General features: G+C 33.8%; 20 protein-coding genes. 13 read left to right on the top strand and 7 right to left on the bottom strand.

From position 1 onward, the window contains the following. The first annotated feature begins 88 nt into the window (after nucleotides 1-88). From ACIQ2L_RS03650 to aat, 3 genes are all read left to right on the top strand, one after another. Nucleotides 89-964: a flavin reductase family protein gene (locus ACIQ2L_RS03650; protein ID WP_396156531.1), complete on the top strand. Its 876-nt coding sequence runs from the start codon at nucleotides 89-91 to the stop codon at nucleotides 962-964. A gap of 2 nt (nucleotides 965-966) precedes the next feature. Then, a complete protein-coding gene (locus tag ACIQ2L_RS03645; RefSeq protein ID WP_396156529.1) occupies nucleotides 967-1,341 on the top strand; it encodes a DUF3127 domain-containing protein in 375 nt (124 codons plus the stop codon). 129 nt (nucleotides 1,342-1,470) lie between these two features. Further along, nucleotides 1,471-2,121 (top strand): leucyl/phenylalanyl-tRNA--protein transferase, encoded by a 651-nt coding sequence (aat, locus tag ACIQ2L_RS03640; protein ID WP_396156527.1) that lies wholly within the window; start codon nucleotides 1,471-1,473, stop codon nucleotides 2,119-2,121. On the opposite strand, the gene ACIQ2L_RS03635 is transcribed toward aat, so the two are convergent. The 3 genes from ACIQ2L_RS03635 to ACIQ2L_RS03625 are packed head-to-tail and all read right to left on the bottom strand — an operon-like array spanning nucleotide 2,111 to nucleotide 4,090. Beyond that, complete coding sequence (locus ACIQ2L_RS03635) at nucleotides 2,111-2,833, bottom strand: YoaK family protein (protein WP_396156525.1); 723 nt, start codon at nucleotides 2,831-2,833, stop codon at nucleotides 2,111-2,113. The two genes, aat and ACIQ2L_RS03635, sit on opposite strands and share 11 nt — an antisense overlap. Nucleotides 2,834-2,886: 53 nt before the next feature. Then, entirely contained in the window at nucleotides 2,887-3,450 is a 564-nt protein-coding gene (locus ACIQ2L_RS03630) for a DNA-3-methyladenine glycosylase I (protein ID WP_396156523.1), read from the bottom strand. Then, nucleotides 3,440-4,090 carry a queuosine precursor transporter gene (locus tag ACIQ2L_RS03625; RefSeq protein WP_396156521.1) on the bottom strand — a complete coding sequence of 217 codons (651 nt, stop codon included), beginning with the start codon at nucleotides 4,088-4,090 and terminating at the stop codon, nucleotides 3,440-3,442. Before ACIQ2L_RS03625 ends, ACIQ2L_RS03630 begins: the two co-directional genes overlap by 11 nt. Before the next feature lie 102 nt (nucleotides 4,091-4,192). Between ACIQ2L_RS03625 and ACIQ2L_RS03620 the strand changes: the two genes are divergently transcribed. The 3 genes from ACIQ2L_RS03620 to mfd all read left to right on the top strand — a co-directional run bounded on the left by ACIQ2L_RS03620 (nucleotide 4,193) and on the right by mfd (nucleotide 10,554). Continuing rightward, complete coding sequence (locus ACIQ2L_RS03620) at nucleotides 4,193-6,316, top strand: M3 family metallopeptidase (protein WP_396156519.1); 2,124 nt, start codon at nucleotides 4,193-4,195, stop codon at nucleotides 6,314-6,316. Nucleotides 6,317-6,543: 227 nt separating this feature from the next. Further along, nucleotides 6,544-7,134 (top strand): hypothetical protein, encoded by a 591-nt coding sequence (locus tag ACIQ2L_RS03615; protein WP_396156517.1) that lies wholly within the window; start codon nucleotides 6,544-6,546, stop codon nucleotides 7,132-7,134. Nucleotides 7,135-7,137: 3 nt separating this feature from the next. Continuing rightward, entirely contained in the window at nucleotides 7,138-10,554 is a 3,417-nt protein-coding gene (gene mfd, locus ACIQ2L_RS03610; RefSeq protein WP_396156515.1) for a transcription-repair coupling factor, read from the top strand. Nucleotides 10,555-10,615: 61 nt separating this feature from the next. Here mfd and ACIQ2L_RS03605 read toward each other — a convergent pair whose 3' ends face one another. The 3 genes from ACIQ2L_RS03605 to ACIQ2L_RS03595 all read right to left on the bottom strand — a co-directional run bounded on the left by ACIQ2L_RS03605 (nucleotide 10,616) and on the right by ACIQ2L_RS03595 (nucleotide 14,219). Beyond that, entirely contained in the window at nucleotides 10,616-12,790 is a 2,175-nt protein-coding gene (locus ACIQ2L_RS03605) for a M12 family metallo-peptidase (RefSeq protein WP_396156513.1), read from the bottom strand. Between the two features lie 85 nt (nucleotides 12,791-12,875). Then, a complete protein-coding gene (locus tag ACIQ2L_RS03600) occupies nucleotides 12,876-13,235 on the bottom strand; it encodes a YraN family protein (RefSeq protein ID WP_396156511.1) in 360 nt (119 codons plus the stop codon). 87 nt (nucleotides 13,236-13,322) lie between these two features. Next, nucleotides 13,323-14,219, bottom strand: coding sequence for an LD-carboxypeptidase (locus ACIQ2L_RS03595; protein ID WP_396156623.1), 897 nt, complete (start codon nucleotides 14,217-14,219; stop codon nucleotides 13,323-13,325). 271 nt (nucleotides 14,220-14,490) lie between these two features. On the opposite strand from ACIQ2L_RS03595, the gene metG reads away from it, so the two are divergent. Genes metG through ACIQ2L_RS03575 form a run of 4 tightly spaced genes read left to right on the top strand, consistent with a single transcriptional unit; the run spans nucleotide 14,491 to nucleotide 19,033 of the window. Next, entirely contained in the window at nucleotides 14,491-16,617 is a 2,127-nt protein-coding gene (metG, locus tag ACIQ2L_RS03590; protein WP_396156509.1) for a methionine--tRNA ligase, read from the top strand. Nucleotides 16,618-16,640: 23 nt separating this feature from the next. Further along, on the top strand, nucleotides 16,641-17,528 hold the full coding sequence (locus ACIQ2L_RS03585) for a DUF488 family protein (RefSeq protein ID WP_396156507.1): 888 nt from the start codon (nucleotides 16,641-16,643) through the stop codon (nucleotides 17,526-17,528). Nucleotides 17,529-17,531: 3 nt separating this feature from the next. After that, nucleotides 17,532-18,347: a hypothetical protein gene (locus tag ACIQ2L_RS03580; RefSeq protein WP_396156505.1), complete on the top strand. Its 816-nt coding sequence runs from the start codon at nucleotides 17,532-17,534 to the stop codon at nucleotides 18,345-18,347. Continuing rightward, nucleotides 18,347-19,033 carry an HAD family hydrolase gene (locus ACIQ2L_RS03575; protein WP_396156503.1) on the top strand — a complete coding sequence of 229 codons (687 nt, stop codon included), beginning with the start codon at nucleotides 18,347-18,349 and terminating at the stop codon, nucleotides 19,031-19,033. The genes ACIQ2L_RS03580 and ACIQ2L_RS03575 overlap by 1 nt, the downstream gene beginning before the upstream one ends. A 58-nt stretch (nucleotides 19,034-19,091) precedes the next feature. On the opposite strand, the gene ACIQ2L_RS03570 is transcribed toward ACIQ2L_RS03575, so the two are convergent. Next, on the bottom strand, nucleotides 19,092-19,424 hold the full coding sequence (locus tag ACIQ2L_RS03570) for a single-stranded DNA-binding protein (RefSeq protein WP_396156501.1): 333 nt from the start codon (nucleotides 19,422-19,424) through the stop codon (nucleotides 19,092-19,094). 196 nt (nucleotides 19,425-19,620) lie between these two features. Here ACIQ2L_RS03570 and ACIQ2L_RS03565 point away from each other — a divergent pair, with 196 nt between their 5' ends. The 3 genes from ACIQ2L_RS03565 (at nucleotide 19,621) to ACIQ2L_RS03555 (ending at nucleotide 22,794) form a co-directional block, all read left to right on the top strand. Next, a complete protein-coding gene (locus ACIQ2L_RS03565) occupies nucleotides 19,621-19,971 on the top strand; it encodes a hypothetical protein (protein ID WP_396156499.1) in 351 nt (116 codons plus the stop codon). 93 nt (nucleotides 19,972-20,064) lie between these two features. Continuing rightward, the gene (locus tag ACIQ2L_RS03560) at nucleotides 20,065-22,422 is read left to right on the top strand and encodes a M20/M25/M40 family metallo-hydrolase (protein WP_396156497.1); all 2,358 of its coding nucleotides are present in this window, start codon (nucleotides 20,065-20,067) and stop codon (nucleotides 22,420-22,422) included. 78 nt (nucleotides 22,423-22,500) lie between these two features. Next, nucleotides 22,501-22,794, top strand: coding sequence for an ORF6N domain-containing protein (locus tag ACIQ2L_RS03555; protein WP_396156495.1), 294 nt, complete (start codon nucleotides 22,501-22,503; stop codon nucleotides 22,792-22,794). Nucleotides 22,795-22,807: the final 13 nt, after the last annotated feature.

The following is a 22,807-nucleotide window of genomic DNA, read 5'->3' as shown; positions in this document are numbered from 1 at the left end:
GGTTTAAAAGTAATGAAAAAATGATAACTTCTAATTTTGATGTTTAGACAAAACATAAAAAAAATTACATTTGTAAAAAGAAAAAAACATGCTCAGTTTCGAACCACATACACTATCACCAGCGCAACTTCAAGGTTATTTGCAAAGTGCTGTAGCACCAAGACCAATAGCTTTTGCTAGTACAATGGATAAAAATGGGAAACCCAATTTATCTCCGTTCAGTTTTTTTAATGTGTTTAGTTCGAATCCGCCAATTTTGGTTTTTTCACCTGCACGACGTGTTCGAAATAATACCACAAAACATACGTTGGAAAACTGTAAAGCTACCCGAGAAGTTGTAATTAATGTGGTGAATTATAATATAGTACAACAAGCTTCATTGTCTAGTACTGAATACTCTGATGGGGTTAACGAATTTTTAAAATCGGGTTTAACGATGCTACCTTCTGACATGATAAAACCGTATCGCGTAGCGGAAAGTCCGGTGCAAATGGAATGTAAAGTCAACGAAATTATCGCTCTAGGAAATCAAGGTGGTGCTGGAAATTTAATCATCTGCGAAGTCATTAAAATTCACATCAACGAAAGTGTTTTAGATGATAAAAAGATGATTGATCAAAACAAAATCGATTTGGTTTCCCGACTTGGCGGTAATTGGTACTCACGTTCCAACCAAGGCCTTTTTGAAGTTGAAAAACCACTTACCACGCTCGGTATTGGTGTTGATGCCATCCCTGATTTTGTTAAAAAAAGCGCCGTTTTTGACGGCAATGATTTGGGCAAATTAGGGAATGTAGACGCCTTGCCAACACAAGAAGAAATTACTATATTTGTAAAGCAAAATTTTGCTGTAAAAGGGGTTTTAAGTTCGGACGATGAGCAAAAAATTCATGAAAAGGCAAAAGAATATTTGAATAATAATGACGTACTTTCAGCTTGGAAAGTACTTTTAGCAAAACAATAATTATGGAAGTTACCGGAAAAGTAAAAGTGGTTGGAGCAGAACAGCAAGTAAGTCCAACGTTTAAAAAAAGAGAGTTAGTCGTTACAACTGACGAGCAGTATCCACAAAGCATCATGATTGAATTTGTGCAAGATAAAAGTGATTTGTTAAATACTGTAACTGTTGGCGAGAATGTAAAAGTTTCAATCAATTTGGGTGGAAGAGAATGGGTTAATCCTCAAGGAGAAACCAAATATTTTAATTCCATAAAAGGTTGGAGAATCGAAAAATTACAAACAGAAGTGTCTGCTGCCGGAATGGCTCCAATACCTCCTACTGAAGCTTTCGCACCAGCTACAAACTTCAATGAAGAAGAGCACGACGATTTGCCATTCTAGAAAAAAGAAAAGAACAAAGAGTATAGAATATAGATTGTCATTCTAAATGTTAACCCATAAGGTAATTTAGAATGACTTTTTTATGCTTTTTTGTCTATTCTCTATATTCTATTTTCTATTCTCTTAACTATGTACTTCCTGTCCAAAGACTTATACTTCCCTCCCGTTGATGAAGCTTCTTATGAAGGCATTCTCGCTATTGGCGGCGATTTATCTGTTGCCCGATTGCTGTTGGCCTATCGTAACGGGATTTTCCCTTGGTTTAATGAAGATGAGCCTATATTATGGTGGGCTCCAACAGAGCGAATGGTAGTAGCGCCTTCTATTTATAAAGTTTCGAAAAGCATTCGAAATTTACTCAACCAAAATAAATTCAAAGTAACGTTTAATCAAAACTTTCCTGAGGTAATTTTGGGTTGCCAGCAAATAGAACGTAAAGGCCAAGATGGAACCTGGCTTTCTGATACTTTTATTGAATCGTATACCAAGCTTCACGATATGGAAATTGCTAAATCGGTTGAAGTGTGGCAAAACAACGAATTGGTCGGCGGATTATACGGCGTTGACTTGGGTCATGTTTTTTGTGGTGAAAGTATGTTTTCAAAAGTGCCCAATGCCAGTAAAATTGCGTTTGTGACTTTGATTAATTACTTAAAAGAAAGCAATTATAAACTACTAGATTGTCAGGTGCACAATGATCATTTGGAGAAATTGGGTGCTTTCGAAATATCGAGGGAAACGTTTATGAAAGTTTTAAATTCAGAAAAAACTAGGTTTTAAAACTCGATTTAATTTTTCTTTTAGTGATATGATAATAGACCACCAGATTGTCATAAATCAAAGCGATTGCAAGAACAAATGCTGCAAAAAGCAATACTTTCAATCCATAGGTTTTATAAAACAACCCGCCCAAAACACATCCGAAAAAGAAAAAAAGAATAATAGAAAGCCTCAAAAAAATGCTCACCGATAAACGCTTGAGTTCGGTAGCTTTTTTATAAAAAAACAACTGCGAAAGCTCAATTCCCAAATCGGTAAACAATCCTGTTAAGTGTGTGGTTCTCACTGTCGATTGTGAAATTTTGGTCACCAAAGCATTTTGTAAACCCATGGCAAAAAGCAAGGTGTAAGCGATATATTCGTCGGAATAATTTTTAGTTAATCCAATTAGACAGAGTAAAATTATTTCTAAAAACATTGGAATGGCATGGGCAATTTTTGGTTTTTTTATAGCTGTTATTTCAACCAAAAAATTGGAAACAAAAGCCCCCAACAAAAAGAAAACAATAAAGACAATAAAAGTAACCGCTTTGGAATAGTTTTTTAAGGAAATTGCTTCGGCAAAAAAAGCGAAATGCCCTGTAACATTAGTAGTTAAAGTTGCTACAGACAAAACACCAGCTATATTTACTATTCCCGCAATAAAGGATAAAGTAGAAGCCAACCGCAAGTTGTGTGAAAACGTTCTTCTGTTTCCTTTGTGCCGAAACATGTTTTTAAATTTTATCTAAAGTACGAATAAAACGAGCAACATTGCTATTTAAATCAAAACCCGTTTTTCCAGCAATCAGCGACATGATCATTAACCATTCCTGTAGCTTGCATGTGAGCATAAACAACGGTCGAACCTACGAATTTAAAGCCTCGTTTTTTTAAATCTTTGCTCAAAGCATCTGAAATTTCAGTTGTTGCAGGAACTTCTTTCAACGTTTGGGGATTATTATCTATTGTTTTTCCATCTGTAAAACCCCAAATGTACTTAGAGAAACTGCCAAATTCATTTTGAACTTCTATAAATGCAATCGCATTGGATATTGTTCCCCTAACCTTTAGTTTATTTCGAATAATACCTTCGTTTAACAACAATTCTTGGACTTTGTCTTCATTATATTGGGCAATTTTTTTATAATCAAACTGGTCAAAAGCATTTCGGAAATTAGCTCTTTTTTTTAATATGGTATGCCAACTTAGCCCTGCTTGAAAAGTTTCCAATACTAAAAATTCGAATAATTTGTCATCATCATAAACTGGATTTCCCCATTCGTTATCGTGATAATCTCTATACAAATCATCTTTTTCACACCAAGCGCAACGTATTCTATTTTTCATCCTTAGCGATATATTTATCAATTATACTATGTCCCAAATAAATCATTGGCGTCATCAAAACAGCAATGGCTAATTTTACACTATACCCCGTCATTGCGGAAAGGAAAAAGGTTTTCGTATCCATTATTCCAGGTAACCAAAATGCTATTCCAAGTACAATAAAACTATCAAATAATTGTGAAATTACAGTAGAGCCTGTACTTCGCAACCAAATTTTACGTTCTCCTGTTTTTCTTTTAAAAAAATGAAATATACTCACATCGATAAGCTGTGAAACTAAGAAAGCCGCGATACTTCCCACAATTATTAATTGACTTTGACCAAAAACAGCATTAAACTGAGATGTCGAAATTGTACTCACTTCAGAGGATGGAATTTGCATCGCAAAAAATAAAATGATAAAAGTATACGCAATCAAACAAGCCGTAATTATAGAGAGTTTGCGTACCCCTTTTTCACCAAAATATTCGTTGATTAAATCGGTAGTTACAAAGACTACAGGCCAAGGGAGAATTCCAATACTCATTACGGCCGGACCCAAATCTATTAACTTTCCTCCTATGAGTTCTGCCACGACCGCATTTGTAATAAATATTCCGGCTAGAATAACATAGATAATGCCTTTTCTCGATTGAAACATAACTTTTGTTTTTCTCAAATTTATTGAATTATCTGTAATGATTTTCAAAAGGAAGGGATGAAATAAATTTTCATTACTTTTGATAACTTTAATAAATTAACGATGAAAAAAATACTTTTTACCTTGCTTATGATTGCTCCAATTATCGCTATTAATGCTCAAAAAGATTCTAATCCATTTTTAAAAAAGTGGGAAGGTCCTTATGGCGGCGTTCCTGCTTTTACGGATTATAAACTAAACGATTTAAAGCCAGCCATTGAATTTGCAATTCAAGAAAAACTGCAAGAAATAGATGTAGTTGCCAACAATCCCGAACCACCAACTTTTGATAACACAATTGTTGCTTTAGAAAAAGCTGGAAAAAAAATGAGTCAGGTGTACGCTGTTTTTGGAATTTACAGCGCCAATATGAATAGCCCTGAGTTTGAACCTATCGAAACTGAAATGACTCCAAAATTTTATGAGTTAAACAATAAATACTATCAAAATGATAAGCTGTTTAAAAGGATATCTACAGTTTATAATTCTTCTGAAAAAGAAAAATTAAATCCAGAGCAACAGCGATTGGTTTGGTTGTACTATTCAAACTTTGTCCGCGAAGGTGCCAATGCCGATGCACAAAGCAAAGAAAGAATTGCAAAAATCAATGAAGAATTAGCTGGTTTATTTACTAAATTTAGCCAAAACCAATTAGCCGATGAATCTAATTATTACTTAGAGTTAAAAAAGGAAGCTGATTTTGATGGTTTGCCCACCGAACTTAAAAATGCGGCTATCGCGGAAGCTAAAGAAAGAAAGTTAAAAATTATGGGGTGTATTGCTAATACACGTTCTTCTATAGAGCCCTTTTTAACGTTTTCAAACCGAAGAGATTTAAGAGAAAAAGCCTTTCAAATTTTTACACGTCGAGGCGATAATGACAATGCTAATAACAACAATGCCACTTTAGTTCAAATTTTAAAACTCAGAGCTGAAAAATCAAAATTGTTAGGTTTCAAAACTTTTGCCGATTGGAGTTTGTCAAATACTATGGCACAAAAACCACAAAAAACGATAGATTTAATGATGTCGGTTTGGACACCAGCCGTTGAAAAAGTTCATGTTGATGTTGCCGATATGCAAAAAATGGTTACTGCAGAAGGTGGAAAATTCAAAATTGCTGCTTGGGATTATCGCTATTATTCTGAAAAAGTCAGAAAAGCTAAATACGATTTAGATCAAAATGATTTAAAGCCGTATTTACAACTAGAAAAATTACGTGAAGGAATGTTTTGGGTTGCTGGGGAAGTTTTTAATTTAGGTTTCAAACAAGTGGACAATGTTCCTGTTTTTCATCCAGATGTTAGAGTTTGGGAAGTATATAATAAAATAACTAGTAAAATTGTTGGCGTTTGGTATTTTGATCCTTATGCTCGTAAAGGAAAACGTTCTGGCGCCTGGATGAATGCAACTAGAGAGCAAAGTAGGGTTGATGGCGATGTCATTACTTTGGTGTCAAACAACTGCAACTTTATAAAAGGAAAAGAAGGCGAGCCAATATTGATTTCATGGGATGATGCAAGTACGTTGTTTCACGAATTCGGACACGCATTACACGGATTAAATTCTAATGTTACCTATCCAAGTTTATCAGGAACTAATACGCCTAGAGATTATGTAGAATTTCCGTCTCAAATTATGGAACGATGGTTAGCAACACCACAAGTGCTAAATCAATTTGCTTTACATTATCAAACGGGGCAGCCAATGCCTGTTACATTGGTGGAACGAAATGAAAAAGCAGCAACATTTAACGAGGCATTTTCAACCGTAGAGACTATAGCAAGTGCCTTGATTGATATGAAACTGCACTTATTACAAAACCCAGATATCGACCCTAAAAAGTTTGAAAAAGAAACTTTGGATAAATTAAACATGCCTAAAGAAATCGTAATGCGTCACAGAATTCCACAATTTGGGCATATTTTTTCAGACGATGCCTATGCTGCAGGGTATTATGGCTATTTATGGGCGGATGTTATTAGTGCAGATGCAACTGAAGCATTCACAGAAGAAACCAAAAAAGGATTATACGACAAAAGAATGGCTAAGCTTTTATATGATAATGTGTTTAGCATAGGAAACACTGTTGATCCTGAAATTGCTTATAAAAAATTTAGAGGCAGAGCTGTTACTTCGGATGCCTTGATGAGAGCAAGAGGTTTTACTCCAACAACCAAAAAATAAATTAAACATAAAAAATGCTTCTAAAACAGAAGCATTTTTTTATTAATAGCGATTGAAAATTTATAATCGCTTTAACTACATCCAACAATAGTTTCCTTTTACCTTTGTACCTTTGTGACCTAATTCATTTTTATGAAATCGCCACCAGCAAAATGTTTGTTGCAAACAAACACCACTAAGTAAAAGGCGATACCATATATGACCGCTAGCATGTAAAATTTACATATATGAAATTCTATTTTTCAGGACTACTGTTTTTATTTTTTCTTTTCTCTTGTCAAGAAGATCCCAAAGTTAGAGCCTTACAGCAAGAAAAAGAAGCTCAAAAAAAAGAAGCTATATTTACTACTATCAATAAGGGCTGGAATTTCAATTGGCAGCCTTCCAACGAAGCTTCACAAAACTTAACAAGTTCATGGGCAGAATGGCGTGTATTTTTAAACGAATTAGGACAAAAACCTAAAAGTAGTATTGGCGCTTTTCAACAAAAAGCAAAAACACTTTCTATAAGAGCTGTGGAGTTAAACAACAATATTCCTTTACAGTATGATTTACCCGAAGTAAAAAGCAGAATTTCAGTTATTACAACCAAGGTTAATACTATTAACCTTTACATTCATTTGAATCAAATTCCTGATAAAAAAATTGTTGAATTGGTTAAGGAAATCAATACAGAATTGGTTTCTATGAATGCCCAAATCGATGAAATTAAACGCAAAAGCGAAATTAAAATAGAAGATGGCGAAGCCGATATGATTCGGATGCTGGATACTGCAAGAGCGATTCCGTCCAATCCAATTCCAAAAAATTCTAAATAAATTTTGAGTTTAACATCTTTATATAACACTTATCTTCATTCGACGAAAGTCAAACAAATAGCAGTATCACTTGGCACGAGCGTTAGCGAACTGGCGGAGCAAAATCCTTTAACTAAAATACAGTTAAAAGGACTTTTGGGTTCATCTTTCTCATTTGTATTTCATGCGGTTTTCAAGCAAAGCGAAAAACCATTTCTATTAATTTTTAACGAAAAAGAAGAAGCTGCTTATTATTTGAATGATTTGGAACAAATGATTGGCTCCAATGATGTCCTATTTTATCCAAGTTCCTATCGCCGTCCCTATCATCCCGACGCTTCGGGAGAAGAAACTGATAATGCTAATATCTTATTGCGTTCTGAGGTTTTAAACCGAATCAATTCGCGCAAAAAACCAGCGGTAATTGTTACGTATCCTGAAGCTCTTTTTGAAAAAGTAGTAACCCGAAAAGAGCTCGAAAAAAATACTTTGAAAATGGCTGTTGGCGAAACGGTTTCTATCAATTTTATCAACGAAGTCTTATTTGAATACGAATTTAAACGGGTCGATTTTATTTCGGAACCTGGAGAGTTTTCGGTTCGGGGCGGAATTTTAGACGTATTTTCATTTTCTAATGATAACCCGTATCGAATAGAGTTTTTCGGTAATGAAGTGGATAGTATTCGAACCTTTGATGTTGCAACACAGCTTTCTTTAGAAAAGCAAACCAAAATCACTATTATCCCAAATCTTGAAAATAAATTTATAGATTCCTCAAATGTCGGAATGACGCGGGAAAGTTTTTTAGATTATATCAGCGACAAAACCGTTTTATGTATTGAAAACACCGAGTTTTTAATATCTCAATTAGATAAACTTTTTAGTAAAGCCATTGAAACCTTTGATAGGTTATCTAAAGATGTGAAACATGCCGAACCGCAACATTTATTCTTAAACCAAGAAGGCTTTTTGCGTAAAGCATTGGATTTTTCTATAATCGAATTATCGAACAACCCGTTTTTCAAAACGACCAAATCTTTTGAATTTCATATACAACCTCAACCTTCATTTAACAAACAATTTGATTTATTATTGAACAATTTGAGCGATAATCATTTTAACGGTTACACCAATTATTTGTTTTGTTCCAATGAAGCCCAAGCCAATCGTTTTCATGATATTTTTGAATCATTAGATGAGGAAAATAGCGAGAACATTCGCAAACAATACCATACCATTGTTTCCCCTTTGTATCAAGGTTTTATTGATGAAGAAAACCAAATTGCCTGTTATACCGATCATCAAATTTTTGAGCGTTATCACAAATTCAACATCAAAAATGGCTATTCCAAAAAGCAAACGCTCACGCTAAAAGAATTAAATTCATTATCGGTTGGCGATTATGTCACGCATATTGACCACGGAATTGGGAAGTTTGGTGGTTTGCAGAAAATACAAGTAGAAGGCAAAACACAAGAAGCTATAAAATTGGCATATGCCGATAATGATATTGTTTATGTAAGTATCCATTCACTGCACAAAATTTCGAAATATATTGGCAAAGATGGAACGCCTCCAAAAATTTACAAACTTGGTTCCAATGCTTGGAAAACCTTAAAGCAAAAAACCAAAGCGCGTGTAAAACACATTGCGTTTAACTTGATTCAGCTTTATGCGAAGCGTCGATTAGAAAAAGGTTTTGCCTGTGCGCCAGATAGTTATTTGCAAAAAGAACTTGAAAGTTCCTTTATCTACGAAGATACTCCAGACCAAATTACAGCCACACAAGACGTCAAAGCCGACATGGAAAAAGACCGTCCGATGGACCGATTGGTTTGTGGCGATGTAGGCTTTGGCAAAACAGAAGTTGCCATTCGAGCAGCATTTAAAGCGGTTGATAATAGCAAACAAGTAGCGATTTTAGTTCCGACAACAATTTTGGCGTACCAACATTATAGAACATTTACCGAAAGGCTGAAAGATATGCCTGTCAATATTGGATACTTAAATCGTTTCAGAACAGCGAAAGAAAAAGCAAAAACTATAGAAGATTTAGCTTCAGGAAAATTAGATATTCTGATTGGCACCCATCAATTAGTGAGTAAAAATGTCGTGTTTAAGGATTTAGGTTTGTTGATTGTGGATGAAGAACAAAAGTTTGGCGTTAACGTAAAAGACAAATTAAAAACCATTGCCGCAAATGTTGATACGTTGACGTTAACGGCTACTCCAATCCCAAGAACCTTACAGTTTTCGTTGATGGCAGCACGCGATTTATCCGTAATTACAACAGCTCCACCAAATCGGTATCCAATAGAATCGAAGGTTGTAGGTTTTAGCGAAGAATTAATTCGAGATGCGATTTCGTATGAAATTCAACGAAATGGGCAAGTTTTCTTTATCAATAACCGAATCGAAAACATCAAGGAAATTGCCGGAATGATACAGCGATTGGTTCCCGATGCTCGCGTTGGTATTGGTCATGGCCAAATGGAAGGCAACAAACTAGAAGAATTGATGCTCGGATTTATGAATGGGGAATTTGATGTATTGGTTGCAACCACAATTATTGAAAGTGGCTTAGATGTTCCGAATGCCAATACCATTTTCATTAACAATGCTAATAATTTTGGATTGTCTGATTTGCATCAAATGCGCGGTCGCGTAGGAAGAAGTAACAAAAAAGCGTTCTGTTATTTTATATGTCCACCGTATTCCGTAATGACTGACGATGCTCGAAAACGTATTCAGGCATTGGAACAGTTTAGTGAATTGGGAAGCGGATTTAACATTGCTATGAAGGATTTAGAAATTCGTGGTGCTGGAGATTTATTGGGCGGCGAGCAAAGTGGTTTTATCAACGAAATAGGTTTTGAAACCTATCAAAAAATCATGAACGAAGCCATTGAAGAGTTGAAAGAAAATGAATTCAAAGAATTGTATCACGAGGAAAATGAAGACGATTCTAAAGAATATGTAAAAGATTTACAAATCGATACTGATTTCGAATTGTTGTTCCCAGATGATTATATTAATAATATTGCCGAGCGTTTGAATTTATATAACGAATTAGGAACTATTAAAGACGAAGAAGGTTTATTAGCTTATGAAACAAAACTAATTGACCGTTTTGGACCGTTGCCAAAAGAAGCAAAAGCACTTTTAAATAGCATTCGCATCAAATGGATTGCTGTGCAAATGGGAATTGAAAAAATCATCATGAAGCAAGGTAAACTGATGGGGTATTTTGTGGGTGACCAGCAATCGGATTATTACAATTCAAAGCAATTTAGACAAATATTGCAATTTGTTCAGCAAAACGGAAACATCTGCAAAATGAAAGAGAAAGAAACCAAAAACGGCTTGCGGTTGTTGCTCACATTTGAAAACGTAAAATCAATCCATAAGGCATTAGAATTTATGGATTTGATGAAAGCATAAAAAGATCCGTCTCGTTTTTTCGAACAAGACGGATTTTTTATTTGTATGCATGGATCTAATACTACATTTTCAAAATCTTAAAATTAGCTTCGGTATCATTAATTTTCAATTTAAAGAAATACGTTCCTTTTGCAAATTGAGATATATCTACATTAGTGGTCAACTCATTCATTTTTTTGTCGAATAGCAACTGCCCTTGAACATTATAAACTGCAACTTCTGTTATCGCATCTTTAGATTTTATCGTAACATTTCCGGTTGTAGGATTTGGATAATAGCTATAATCTAAGAAATTAGCATCTTCAAATCCTAATGTTCCTGTGCAAATTATTATTGCGTTCCATCCGGCAGCAACTACTCCTTGATCTGAAAAAAATCTTACAGTTAAAGAACCGTCGAATGCAGTGGAATTGAATATTCCTGGATTCGTATTTCCCGTCAATCCTCCATTAGTTAAATCTGGATACGTTTCATCTGGACCATCATAAATATATAGATAATCATAATCAGTTTCTAAATTAAAACTTGAAAAAGATATTCTTAGTTTTAGTCCTGGATTGTTTGGTCTCATCGTTCTTATCCAAGACTCCATATCAGTATAATTTCCAGTAGATCCACCAGTATCCGTAAATGGAGTTGTTGCACAGAAATTTGTAGCTGCAGTTATACCTGTTTTATCCCTTATGGCAGAATCAATACCAGTGCATAAAGGTCTCACGCGTATTCTATAAAATGTGTTGGCACTCAAGCCTGTCGCTGAAAATGAGTTTGTTGTTACTGAATTCCATATAATGCTTGATGATGCAAATGGAGTTACGGCTACTTGCCAAGAAGTCGCCGAACCAATATCATTCCATGAAACTTGTAATGATGTATCAGTTATGTTTGTAGTTGTTATTTGCGTAACTGTATTAGGACAACTAGTAGCACAATCGAAACTTAAGCACGTTCCAGTATTGACATCATCCAAAATAGCTTGAGTTGGTTGTGGTCCGAAACCATTGCTTAAACTTATTCCAACACCACTAATTAAATGGCAATAACTCATGATGGTTCCTTTATCGGTTGTAGAAGGAATTGGCCCAATAGCGCAACTTCCTTCAGAAAATCCGGCCTGTGGCCCGCAACCATCTATAGCCGTATTATTCCCATTCCAAACACATGCGTGGGTATGCCTTGAACCTAATAGATGACCAAATTCATGAATGATTACTTGAACGGTCCAAGAATAGGTTGGTACTGTTTGAAAACTAAAATTTACATCAGAATAACTATAATTCAATTCGCTACACAATCCATCTATCGTCACAGCAACGCCTCCAAGCCCTCCATCATCTATGCCTATCAATTGCCCTAAATCTCCATCAAATACAGGAGTATTTTGTGAAAAAGCATTCAAATATTCGAAAGAAGTTGTCCCAACGCCTTCATATGGGTCTGGATCTGTCCAGATATAAATAGATTTTAAACTTACCGAGATGGTGTCATTATCAAATAACGTTTGTACGTTATTAAAAACAGAGGTCATCCAGTTGGTTGTTGTTGTTACATTACTCCCATTTTGTACATATATATCATTATCAACTTCAAAATAAAATGAAACACATCGAAGACTGTTTACATTTTCTGCAGTATTTGCTTTATTTCTAACTGGAATAGAATCATCTTTAACATGACAATCAAAATCATTTAACACTTTCATTTTAGCATCAGAGTATACAATATAATCTGTTTGGTTGTTAATTTTGTTTAATTTTCCAACCACTACATTCCCTAGCGAAGCGCTCGAAATAATTCCATTAAATTCTCCATTAAAGAAATTAAACGCAGAAACTGATTGCATTTCGCCTTTTATAATTCCACGGTAATAAACGCCTTTTTGATAAGCGATATTTTTTTCTTTATTGGTATCAACATGAAACCCTTCGGCAAATGGATTTACTTTATATAAAAGCACATTAATATTTTGTCCCTCAAAGGGTATTTCTAGTTCTATTGTCTCGAATTGATTCGATACAATTTCAGTAACTTTTTCAAAATTTATCCGAGCTAATGTAGCGCCATCAACAATTTTATTTACTTCTTCGTCAGTTGAGTAATGGATTGAAGATAATACCGAAATGGATTTAAAATTGGCTTTTAATTTTTGTAATTCAATTACTTTTTCACCAACTTTGTTTTGCGCTAACAACCCTGTTACACAAAAAACCATCATTAATAGTAGGTTATTTTTCATAGTGTTATAATTATTTCTTTTGTGTAAAGTTATTGAAATTGAACTAAAATTAGCTTTTGAAGTTAAATTTTTAGGAATTGTTTAATCAAAAATAAAAGAAAGCATCTTCAATATGCTCTATTTTATAATTATTTTCCTCTTTCTGTATCGCGATAATATCAAAACGAGCTTCAACATCTAAATCATTTAAAATGATGTACTCGTGAATGGCTTTTACTAATAATTGTATTTTCTTTGGTTTAACAAAATCTTGTGGCAATCCAAATTCTATACTGGAACGTGTTTTTACTTCCACCACTGCTAGAATAGTTCCTTTTTGAGCAATAATATCGATTTCCGCTTTTTGAAAAGTCCAATTGGTTTCCAGAATATCATAGCCGTTTTTTTGCAGAAATTCTACAGCTAATTCTTCTCCAAATTTTCCTAATTCGTTGTGTTCTGCCATATAAATAGTGTTCAGTATTCAGTCGCAGTATTCAGTTGTAATACTTAATGAAATCCTTAATTTTACTTTACTCCTTAATGTTTAAAATTATTCAAAAATCACTTTGCTTTCTTTAGCATTGACTTCCAAAAAAACTTGTCGACCAAAAATCAAAGTGCGATTGTCTCTAATGTGTCCCGCTGGGAAGTTATAAATAATTGGGATGTTCAATCCTTTAACCGAATCTTCAATGATTTCCAAAGCATTTCTTCCCCAAGGAATATCATTGTCTTTCATGTCGGTCATGGCGCCAACAATAATTCCTTTTAAACTTGACAAACAACCATTGCGTTTTAAATTCATCATCATTCTGTCAATGTGATATAAATACTCATCCAAATCTTCAATAAAAAGTATTTTTTCACTACAATCAATGGCCGATTCAGAACCTAATAAGCTGTATAAAATAGATAGATTCCCGCCAACCAATTCTCCTTTGGCTTTTCCTTTGTGGTTTAAGGCGTCGCATTCTAAAGTATATCGTAATGTGTCTCCAAACAAGGCCGCACATAAAGAATTCTTTGCTTCATCTGTTGCTCTTGCTATAGAAACTGGCATAGTGCCATGGATAGATTCTATTCCCATTCGGTTTAAATGACTGTGTAAAACGGTCACATCACTAAAACCAATAATCCATTTTGGATGTTGTTTGAATTTGGTAAAATCCAACTTATCAATAATTTTTACTGTGCCATAACCGCCACGAACGCACCAAATCGCTTTAATATTTGGGTTGTCTAGTTGCGCCTGAAAATCAGCGGCACGTTGGTCGTCTGTTCCGGCCAATTGGTAATAATCTAATCCTATTGTACTTCCAATTTTTACGTTCAAACCCCATCCTTCGAGCATGTCAATTGTGGGTTTTAAATTGTCTTCAATGTTTTTTCTGGCAGTACAAACGATGGCAATCGTATCGCCTTTTTTTAGATAAGCTGGTGTAATCATCTTTTTTTGAGAATGAAGATTTAAAAAGAATAAAGATAATAGAATAAAGAATATATTTTTTTTGTTCATTTTTGAAAATGATATGAGCAAATATAAACAAATTGTGGTGTAAGAAAACCAATGTTTTAGCCCTGATAGTAGTGGAAATCCTTTTTTGAAATGTCATACTGAGCTTGTCGAAGTGTTACGTTTCAAAAAAGATTGAAGCGGATAGCAGGAAATAGCTCCAAATAAATTGCTTATTTTTGCAGTTTATATACCGAAATTTATCATGTTAAAAAGTCCAACCCGAGGCAAAGCCGAATTGAGCGAAGCTAAAAGATATACCGTCACTGCAGCTTTGCCTTATACTAATGGTCCTATTCATATTGGTCATTTGGCTGGCGTTTATGTGCCGTCTGATATATATGCGCGCTATTTAAGACTGCAAGGAAAAGATGTGGCGTTTATTTGCGGAAGCGATGAACACGGGGTTGCCATTTCGATGAAAGCCAAAAAAGAAGGCATTACACCGCAACAGGTTATTGATAAATACGACGGAATTATTCGTCAATCGTTTATTGATTTTGGAATTTCGTTTGATAATTATTCCAGAACTTCATCTAAAATTCATCACGATACGGCTCAAGAATTTTTTAGAAAATTATACGACCATAATGATTTTATTGAAGAAGTTACCGAGCAATTGTATGATGCTAAAGCAGACCAGTTTTTGGCCGATAGATTCGTAACCGGAACATGTCCAAAATGCGACAATCCAGAAGCGTATGGCGATCAATGTGAAAAATGTGGTTCGACGTTAAATGCGACTGATTTAATCAATCCTAAATCGACAATTACAGGTGAAATTCCGATTTTAAAATCAACTAAACATTGGTTTTTACCATTGGATAGATACCAAGATTTTTTGACCCAATGGATTTTAGTTGACCATGCCAAAGACTGGAAAGCCAACGTATTGGGTCAGGTAAAATCATGGTTGGACGACGGATTGAAACCTCGTGCGGTAACTCGCGATTTAGATTGGGGAATTGATGTTCCAGTGGAAGGTGCCGAAGGAAAAAAATTGTATGTGTGGTTTGACGCACCCATTGGTTATATTTCTTCTACCAAAGAATGGGCTTCAAGAACAGGAAAAAATTGGGAAGATTATTGGAAAAATCCGGACACTTCATTGGTTCACTTCATTGGAAAAGACAATATTGTTTTCCATTGTATCATTTTTCCAGCGATGTTGAAAGCCGAAGGAACCTATATTTTACCAGAAAATGTTCCAGCCAATGAATTTTTAAATTTGGAAGGAAACAAATTGTCAACTTCCAAAAATTGGGCGGTTTGGTTGCATGAGTATTTACTAGATTTTCCAGATAAGCAAGACGTTTTACGCTATGTTTTGACAGCCAATGCGCCAGAAACTAAAGATAACGATTTTACTTGGAAAGATTTTCAGGCGAGAAATAATAACGAGTTGGCTGCAGTTTTTGGTAATTTTATCAATCGTGTGGTGGTGTTAACCCATAAATATTATAACGGAATTGTTCCGTCGCCCAATGAATTTACTGAAGTTGACGAAAAAACGTTAGCCGAATTAAAAGCGTATCCTGCTGTAATTTCTTCCTCAATTGAAAGGTATCGATTTAGAGAAGCACAAGGTGAACTAATGAATGTGGCGCGATTAGGAAATAAATATCTCGCCGATGAAGAACCATGGAAAATGGTAAAAACTGATCCCGAAAGAGTAAAAACCCAAATGTATGTGGCGTTGCAAATTGCCTGGGCTTTAGCTACTTTGTGTGAACCTTTTTTACCGTTTACTGCAAGGAAATTATCCCGTATTCTTGTCATTCCGACGAAGGAGGAATCTCATTTTAATTGGAAACTAGTATCCGAAACTTCAGAATTATTAAAATCGGGTCATAAAATAGGACAAGCCGAAATATTATTTGCTCAAATAGAAGATGCCGAAATCCAAAAACAGATTGACAAACTCGAAGCCACCAAAAAAGCGAATATTATGGAAAATCAAGTTATAGAACCACAAAAAGAAACGTCAACCTTTGACGATTTTGCCAAATTGGATTTACGTGTGGGAACGATTTTGGAAGCCGAAAAAATGCCTAAAGCCAACAAACTTTTAGTTTTAAAAGTGGATACTGGAATTGATATAAGAACAATAGTTTCAGGAATTGCAGAGCATTTTTCACCCGAAGAAGTTATTGGCAAACGCGTGACAGTTTTAGTGAATTTAGCACCGAGAGCATTGCGTGGTGTGGAAAGTCAAGGGATGATTTTGATGACCAATGATAAAGATGGGAAATTGGTTTTTGTCAATCCGGACAAAACGTCTACGCTCAGTACAAGTTCAGATGGAGTTGAGAATGGGGCTTTGATTAGTTAAAAATTTACTATTTTTACAAAACTATGTATTACAGAAGAAAAATTATTTTATCCTTAATCCAAGTTTTTGACAATGAATTAGAAAAAGTTCAGCTTCAAAAATTGTTGTTTTTATTTACCAGATTTCAGAAGGATAAAAAAACGTATGATTTTGTTCCATATAAATTCGGTTGTTACTCATTTCAAGCAAATGCAGATTTATCGACTTTAAAAAAATATGGAATTGTAAATGAAACTACTAAATCTTGGAAAAAAGAAGATGAAGTTAATTATTTAAATGAACTAACAATAGAAGATAAAAAAACAATAAGTGATTTTAGAATTATTTACGCCAATAAAACAAGCGATGATTTAATAAATCTTACTTATAAAAGGTATCCGTATTTTGCTATTAATAGTACTGTCGCAAAAGAATATTTGACAGAAGAAGACTTTAATAATCTAGATAATTACAGATCTTTTGAAGACGAAATAACTTTATTTACTATCGGTTATCAAGGAATATCATTAGAAACATATTTAAATAAATTAATAAAAAATAATATAAAAGTTCTTTGCGATGTTAGGAAAAATGCTTTAAGTATGAAATATGGTTTTAGTAAAAGTCAATTAAAAAATGCTTGTAACGGTGTTGGAATTGAATACATTCATATTCCTGAAGTTGGAATTGATTCTGAACAAAGACAAGAATTAAAAACTCAAGCTGATTACGACGTTTTATTTGAAGAATATAAAAATCTTAATCTTAAAAAGTCTATTGATAGTCAAACTGAAATTCTTAAATTATTAAAAATGAATAGAAGAATTGCTTTGACATGTTTTGAAGCTGATATTTGTCAATGTCATAGAAAACATTTGTCCGAAGCAATTACAAATTTGAAAGGATTTAAATATACTCTTGAACATTTATAGTTTATGCCAAAAAAGAAAATTCTAATATCTGTTACCACATATCCTTTACCATCAAGAAGTTATGATGAATTGGTTTGTACTGCAGGTTTTTTAGAAGATGGAACTTGGATAAGAATATATCCAATTCCTTTGAGTTTTTTAAATCAAGTTAAAAAAGATATTGGGTTTAAAAAATATACTTGGATTGAATTAGATGTTAAACCAAGAACTGATGATTTTCGTCCAGAAAGTCATTCTCCAAATAATTATGATATTAAAATCGTTAACACTTTAAATACAAATAATTTTTGGGAAGAGAGAAAGAGAATTTGCCTAAATAACGTTTACACAAATAAAGCTAAATTACTTAGTGATTCTAAAGCCCCAAATAATATCTCTTTGGCAACTTTTAAGCCTACAAAAATTATAGGTTTTGATGTTGAAAATGACACAAAGGAATGGAAAAATGAATGGAAAGAACTAAGAAAACAAACTGATTTATTTATTGAAATAGATAGTAATCCAGAAAAATTAATTCGTAAAGCACCCTATAAATTTTATTATCTTTTTGAAGATGATGAAGGTAAGTCAAGTCGATTAATGATTGAAGATTGGGAAATATTTGAATTATATTGGAACTGTTTAAGAGACAGTAATAATGATGAAGAAAAAGCTATTGAAAAAGTAAAGGATAAATATTTTAATGTTTTTACAAAAGAAAATGATATTTATCTTTTTCTTGGAACGACAATGCAATGGCATAGACAAAGAGCAAAAAATCCTTTTGTTATTATTGGTGTTTTCTATCCCAAAATTAAATCTCAATTCAGTTTGTTCTAATGACCCCAAAAATAATCGCTTTCGATGCTGATGATACTCTCTTTGTTAACGAACCCTATTTTCAGGAAGTAGAAGAGAAATTTTGTGCTTTGATGAGTGATTATTTATCAAAACAAGGATTGTCGCAAGAATTATTCAAAACCGAAATCGAAAATTTAGAGTTGTATGGCTATGGAATCAAAGGGTATATTCTTTCGATGATAGAAGCAGCTATGCGCATTTCCAACAATACTATTTCAATCGAAATAATTGAGAAAATTATTGAACACGGGAAAGAATTGCTCCAAAAACCAATTGAATTATTGGATGGCGTTGAGGAAACGTTGGCGCAACTTCATGGAAAATATAAATTAATTGTTGCCACCAAAGGCGATTTGAAAGACCAACAAAGCAAGTTGCATCGTTCAGGTTTGGGACATTATTTTCATCATATAGAAGTGATGGCAGACAAACAAGAAATCAATTACCAAAAATTGTTGAACCGATTGGAAATTAAGCCCAGCGAATTTTTTATGATTGGCAATTCGCTTAAATCCGATGTGTTGCCCGTTTTGGGAATTGGTGGTTATGCTGTTCATATTCCGTTTCACACCACCTGGGAACACGAAAAAATAAGTCACAATGTGGAGCATCCCAACTTTAATACTTTGGAAAAAATATCGGATGTGTTGCACATTTTACTTTAAATAACAAAAGCGACAAAACCTTTCGCTTTGTCGCTTTATAATTAAAAAGATAAATCAATTATTTTCCCATTAAAAGAATATCATTGACAACTACTTCGGTAATGTAGCGTTTGTTGCCGTCTTTATCATCATAACTACGGTGAGTAAGTTTCCCTTCTATGGCAATTTCTTTGCCTTTGGTAACATACTTTTCGATGATTTCGGCTACTTTTCCCCAAGCAGTTACTTTGTGCCATTCGGTTTGTTCTACTTTATCCCCTTTGTCATTGATGTAATAATCATTGGTAGCGATAGTGATGTTGGCTAGTTTTTTCCCTCCGTCAAAAGTTTTGATTTCTGGTTCTTGTCCTACGTGACCGATTAACTGTACTTTGTTTTTCATTGCATTCATGGCGTTTAAAATTTAAATGTTATTGTTAAAATTATTTTTGTTGTTTGAAATGGTTGTGTCAAATCAACGATGCAAAGTTGTGGCAGTTGTCAAAAATTATTCGGTTGTTATTCATTTACTTTCGGTTGTAATTATTTGTAACCGTTTGTAAACGGAAATTTTTGTTTATATTTGGTTGATTTTAAATATATTACTGATGAGCAAAACCTGTTTAGAATGTGGCGAAAAAATTGTAGGTCGCGAAGACAAAAAGTTCTGTAGCGATGGATGTCGCAATGCCTACAATAATAAAATTAACAAAGACAGCACGAATTTTATGCGCAATGTGAACAACAAATTGCGCAAAAATTACCGAATTTTGTCGGAGCTGAACGTGGAAGGAAAATCTAAAACAACCAAAGCCAAACTGTTGAGCAAGGGTTTTGATTTTGAATATTTCACTAGTGTTTTGAACACGAATACCGGAAACACCTATCACTTTGTTTACGACCAAGGGTATCGTTTTTTGGAAAATGATTTTTATATGTTGGTAAAGAAAGAGTATTGAAAAGATGGATGTTGGGTGTTGGATGTTGAAAGATTATTGGTTTAAATACATTGCCTATTAAAGGTACTAAGATTCTAAAATAAATACTGAGTAATGAAAAAAAATAACGCTTCACTGTATTCCCTATTGGTTTTAATTGCCATTATTTTTGGGGTTTTCTATTTTATGATGCCTCAAGGTTATGATGAAACCGAAGCGCCACTCTCGGAATTTTCTACAAAACGAGCTTTGGAAACAGTCAAAGAGATTTCAAAAAAACCACATTTTGTAGGGTCCAAAAATCACGATGTAGTTGCACAATATATCCAAAAAGAATTAAAAAATTTAGGTTTAGAAACCTCTATTCAAGAAGGTTTCACCATGACCGAAAAAGGAACTTTGGTGTATTCTAAAAATATTTTAGCTCGCATAAAAGGCACTTCAAATACTAAAGCATTGCTTTTGCTTTCCCATTATGACAGTGCGCCACATTCATCCTCGCTTGGCGCTAGCGACGATGCTTCGGGAGTTGCTACTATTTTAGAAAGTTTTCGTGCTTTTTTACACAATAAAACCCAACACAAAAACGATATCATCATTCTTTTTACTGATGCTGAGGAATTGGGATTAAACGGTGCGTCATTATTTGTAACCCAACATCAATGGGCAAAAGAAATTGGTTTGGCGCTCAATTTTGAAGCTCGAGGAAGTTCAGGACCGAGTTATATGCTGATGGAAACCAATCAAGGAAATGCCAAAATGGTCGATGCTTTTTCGAGCGGAAATGTACAATATCCTGTTTCCAATTCGTTGATGTATAGCATTTATAAAATGTTGCCCAACGATACCGATTTGACTGTTTTTAGGGAACAAGGCAACATACAAGGATTTAATTTTGCCTTTATCGATAGTCATTTTAATTATCACACAGCGCAAGATAATTTTCAAAACTTAGACCCAAAAACAATGGCTCACCAAGGAACTTATTTGGTTCCGCTATTAAATCATTTTTCAAATACTGATTTAACATCACTTAATTCTACTGATGATAAAGTATATTTCAATATGCCGTTTAAATTTATTAGTTATCCTTTTAGCTGGATTTTACCGATGGTTTTAATTGGTTTTGGATTGCTTTTCTTGTTTGTGTTTATCGGAATTGGAAAACACATTTTGCTAATGAAAGAAATCATGAAAGGGTTTATTCCGCTTTTAGGTTCTTTGATTATCGCCGGGTTAATTTCTTTTATTGGATGGAAATTAGTACTGCATTTTTATCCACAATACAATGATATACTTCAAAAGTTTACCTATAACGGTCATGATTATATTTATGCTTTTGTGAGTTTGACCTTGGCTATTTGCTTTTTGTTTTATCAAAGTAAAGCAAAACGCAATCCTGAAATGAACCAAATAATCGCGCCATTATTCCTTTGGCTATTACTTAATGTTGGCCTTGCTTTAAAGTTACCAGGCGCTGGATTTTTGATTATACCCGTAATCGCAAGTACATTAATGTTAGGGTTTTATGTACTCACTCAAAAGTCAAATTGGTTTTTGAATTGCCTGTTGGCTATTCCAACATTAATCATCATTGTACCATTTATTCAAATGTTCCCTATTGGTTTGGAGTTGAAAATTTTGTTTGGAAGTTCAATTTTAACCGTATTGGCATTTGGATTATTACTACCCATTTTTGGGTCGTTTTCTCGTAAAGGGGTTTGGGCAACGCTATTCCTTTTTGTCTCAATAGGTTTCTTCATCAAAGCGCATTTTTCCTCAGATTATACCAATACAAAAGCAAAACCGAATAGTTTGGTTTATATTTTGGATGGTGATAATAATAAAGCCAGTTGGGCAACTTATGATGTAAATTTAGACGAATGGACAAAAGAATATTTGGGTGAAAACCCGAAAATTGGTTCTCCTTTAAATACCAATAAATTATACAGTAAATATGGTTCACAATATACTTTTATGGCTGATGCATCCATAAAAAAAATTGCCAAACCAACCATTGAATTCTTGCGTGATACCATAAAAGAGAACCAACATATATACCGAATTAAAATCACTTCAAATAGAAACGTAAATCGTTATGATATCTTTAATAACGATGGAGTTCAAATAAATAATTTCATTGCAAATAATGTCAAATCGATTGATTTTAAAAGCAATATTTCTTCCAAAACCAAAGGAAAATTATTGACATATTATGTGGTAGATAATCAACCGTTGGTGATGGATTTTTCTATTCCTGTTAATCAAAAACTAGACTTAAACTTGGTCGAAAGTTCCTTTGATTTGATGAGTAGTCCATTGTTTACGATGACAAAAAGAAAAGCTTGGATGATGCCAACACCATTTGTGTTAAACGATGCTGTGATTATCAAACAAAAAGTGAAGGTTTCGTTAAAAGCGGTTGAACAAATTTCAATGAATGCAGGAAAGCCAAAAAGAATAGAGCGTTAACAATTTCAAAAAGATGCTTTGATAAAACCATAAAATATACAACTCATAATTCTTGACTTCACATAACAAATACTAATTATGCAAGTAGCCACATTACAATCTAAAATTTATGATATTCGGGGTCAAAAAGTCCTACTTGACCTTGATTTAGCATTGCTTTATGAAGTAGAAACAAAAGTTTTAAATCAATCTGTAAAAAGAAATAGTAAAAGGTTTCCTATTGATTTTATGTTTCAATTAACAGCTGATGAATACCATTCTCTAAGGTCACAAATTGTGACCTTAGAGAATGTTGGTAGAGGAAAATACAGTAAATACCTGCCTTTTGCTTTTACAGAACAAGGATATTGGGCTACTTATAAATGTAATTAGTATTTAAAAAGAA

Origin of the sequence: Flavobacterium sp. (genome assembly GCF_044369455.1) — a bacterium.
In the GTDB taxonomy this organism is placed as follows: domain Bacteria; phylum Bacteroidota; class Bacteroidia; order Flavobacteriales; family Flavobacteriaceae; genus Flavobacterium.
Note: the sequence above shows the minus strand (reverse complement) of the source record. Positions and strands in the feature narration are given on the sequence as shown.